The organism is Dyella sp. (genome assembly GCF_035503745.1).
Lineage (GTDB): Bacteria > Pseudomonadota > Gammaproteobacteria > Xanthomonadales > Rhodanobacteraceae > Dyella_B.
The window spans coordinates 1-2623 of record NZ_DATJTC010000046.1 but is presented as its reverse complement, the minus strand read 5'-3'; the positions used below and the strand labels follow the sequence as shown (position 1 = coordinate 2623).

General features: G+C 64.0%; 3 protein-coding genes. 2 read left to right on the top strand and 1 reads right to left on the bottom strand.

The window, feature by feature from the left end:
• Nucleotides 1-447: hypothetical protein (locus VME63_RS17560; RefSeq protein ID WP_325434722.1), on the bottom strand; the 447-nt coding region annotated here is incomplete at its 3' end.
• Between the two features lie 245 nt (nt 448-692).
• Here VME63_RS17560 and VME63_RS17555 point away from each other — a divergent pair.
• Nucleotides 693-1148, top strand: a complete 456-nt coding sequence (locus VME63_RS17555) for an SUF system Fe-S cluster assembly regulator (protein ID WP_325434720.1) — start codon at nt 693-695, stop codon at nt 1146-1148.
• A gap of 8 nt (nt 1149-1156) precedes the next feature.
• Nucleotides 1157-2623: Fe-S cluster assembly protein SufB (sufB, locus tag VME63_RS17550; RefSeq protein WP_414648289.1), on the top strand; the 1467-nt coding region annotated here is incomplete at its 3' end.

Below are 2623 nucleotides of genomic sequence, written 5' to 3'. Positions count from 1 at the left end.
CTGCGCCAACGCATTGGTTTCGTATGCGCTGAATGGCACGTCCCGCAGCAACGCCATCCAGTAGTCCTCCACCGCCTCGCCGGCGCGCCAGGTGCTGGCCAGTTGCGGCGCCGGTGGTAAGGCGAACGACTCCGGATCGCCGCCTTCAAGCGTGTAGGCGAGGCCAGACTGTGGATCGACCAGTGGAACGTCGCCGCCCAACTGGATATTCTCGAAATCCGCGGGGATGCCGGTACTCAGTGCAAGGAGCATGCTGGCGTAGGACTGTGGGTTCACATCGCCCTTGGCGTCATGGGCCAGGCCCTTGGAATAGTTGCCCCATTTGGCCGGATAGCGGGTTTCGTCGTTATTGCTGGCTTGCGCCTGCACATGCTTTTCGGCGTGTGCTGCGTCGATGCGGATCTTCTCCGCCTCGTCAGCGCGCGCGGTCGGGTCAAGGTTTGGCATAGTGTCCTCCGTGTATGGGATTGTCCTCTGCCGGGCTCCCGGAGCCTCTGGCGCAGCAGGAGATTTGACGTTAGTCAGATGCGGTGGGGCGCCGCTGTGAGCTACTTCACAGCACGACGCGTACGGCCGTGTGCCGTTGGACCCCGTCAAGCACTTGACGCAGCAGCCCGGACGGGCCATCTGTCGCCAATCAGGACCCAATCAGTCCTGTTAAACCGCATCGTTTGCCGCTGGGGTTCGCTGCCATGCTTAGGCTGTCGAAGCTGACCGACTATGCCGTGGTGGTGCTGGTTCGGTTGTCGCGCGGGGATGGCGTGCAGACTTCGCCCCGCATCTCGGCGGCCACCGGAATTCCCGAGCCCACCGTGGCCAAGGTGCTGAAGGCACTGGCCAGTGGCGGCCTTGTTGCCTCCCAGCGCGGTGCGCACGGGGGGTATCGGCTGATGCGGCCACTCGCCGCCGTTCCGATTGCCGACGTGATCGCCGCCATCGACGGGCCGATCGCGCTCACGGCGTGCGTGGAGGGGGCGGCCGGCGGTTGCGATGTGGAGGGCATCTGCCCGATGCGCGGCCGCTGGGACCCGGTGAACGACGCGATCCAGCAGGCGCTGACCAACATCACGCTGGCCGACATGCAGGAGGCGTCGATCCCGCGCGCGTTCCGCACGCCGGTCCGCGCCCCAATCTCCGTTGCCGAATAGGACGCAAAATGCCCGCCGTTACCGAGACGCTCGAGACCGTCCAGTCCGTCACCCAGGGCGGCTACAAGTGGGGGTTCGAGACCGATATCGAGATGGACCTCGCGCCCAAGGGGTTGAATGAGGATACCATCCGGCTGATCTCCGCGCGCAAGCAGGAACCCGCCTGGCTGCTGGAGTGGCGGCTGAAGGCGTTTGCCGGGTGGCAGCAGATGCAGGAGCCGCACTGGGCCAAGGTGTGGCATGCACCGATCGACTATCAGGACATCCACTACTACGCCGCGCCCAAGAAGAAGGCGGGGCTGAAGTCGCTGGACGAGGTCGATCCGGAGTTGCTCGCCACGTATGAGAAGCTCGGCATCCCGCTGAAGGAGCGCGCCATCCTGGCTGGGGTGGAACAGGGCGAAAGCAATGTGGCGGTGGATGCGGTGTTCGACAGCGTCTCGGTGGCGACCACCTTTCGCGAGACGCTGAAGAAGGCTGGCGTGATCTTCTGCCCGATCAGCGAGGCCGTGCAGGACCATCCGGAGCTAGTGCGCAAGTACCTGGGCAGCGTTGTGCCGATCGGCGACAATTTTTTCGCTGCGCTGAACAGCGCAGTGTTCACCGACGGCAGCTTCGTCTATGTGCCGAAGGGCGTGCGCTGCCCGATGGAGCTATCCACCTATTTCCGTATCAATGCGCGCAGCTCCGGCCAGTTCGAGCGCACGCTGATCATTGCCGATGTCGGCAGCTACGTCAGCTACCTGGAAGGCTGCACCGCGCCGATGCGCGACGAGAACCAGCTTCATGCCGCCGTGGTCGAGCTGGTGGCGCTGGACGACGCGCAGATCAAATACAGCACCGTGCAGAACTGGTATCCCGGCGATGCCGAAGGCCGTGGCGGCATCTATAATTTCGTCACCAAGCGTGGCGCCTGCCGGGGCGCGCGGGCCAAGATCTCGTGGACCCAGGTCGAGACCGGCTCGGCGATCACGTGGAAGTATCCGTCGTGCGTGCTGGAGGGCGATAACAGCGTGGGCGAGTTCTACTCGGTCGCGGTGACCAACAATCGCCAGCAGGCGGATACCGGCACCAAGATGATCCATATCGGGCGGAACACCAGCAGCACGATCGTGTCGAAGGGGATCAGCGCCGGGCGGTCGAACAATACCTATCGCGGCCTGGTGCGCGTGCTGCCACGCGCCGCCGGGGCACGCAACTTCACTCAGTGCGACAGTCTTTTGATCGGCGACCAGTGCGGTGCGCACACCGTGCCCTATATTGAAAGCCGCAACCCGACGGCGAAGATCGGCCATGAGGCGACGACATCCAAGATTGCCGAGGACCAGCTTTTCTACTGCCGCCAGCGCGGCTTGAAGGAAGAGGACGCGGTCAACCTGATCGTCAACGGGTTCTGCAAGGACGTATTGAAGGAGCTGCCAATGGAATTCGCCGTCGAGGCGCAGAAGCTGCTGGCCGTGAGCCTGGAAGGCTCG

Coding starts and splice junctions, on each gene's coding strand:
- VME63_RS17555 (WP_325434720.1), top strand. CDS start 693: ATGCTTAGGCTGTCGAAGCTGACCGACTATGCCGTGGTGGTGCTGGTT.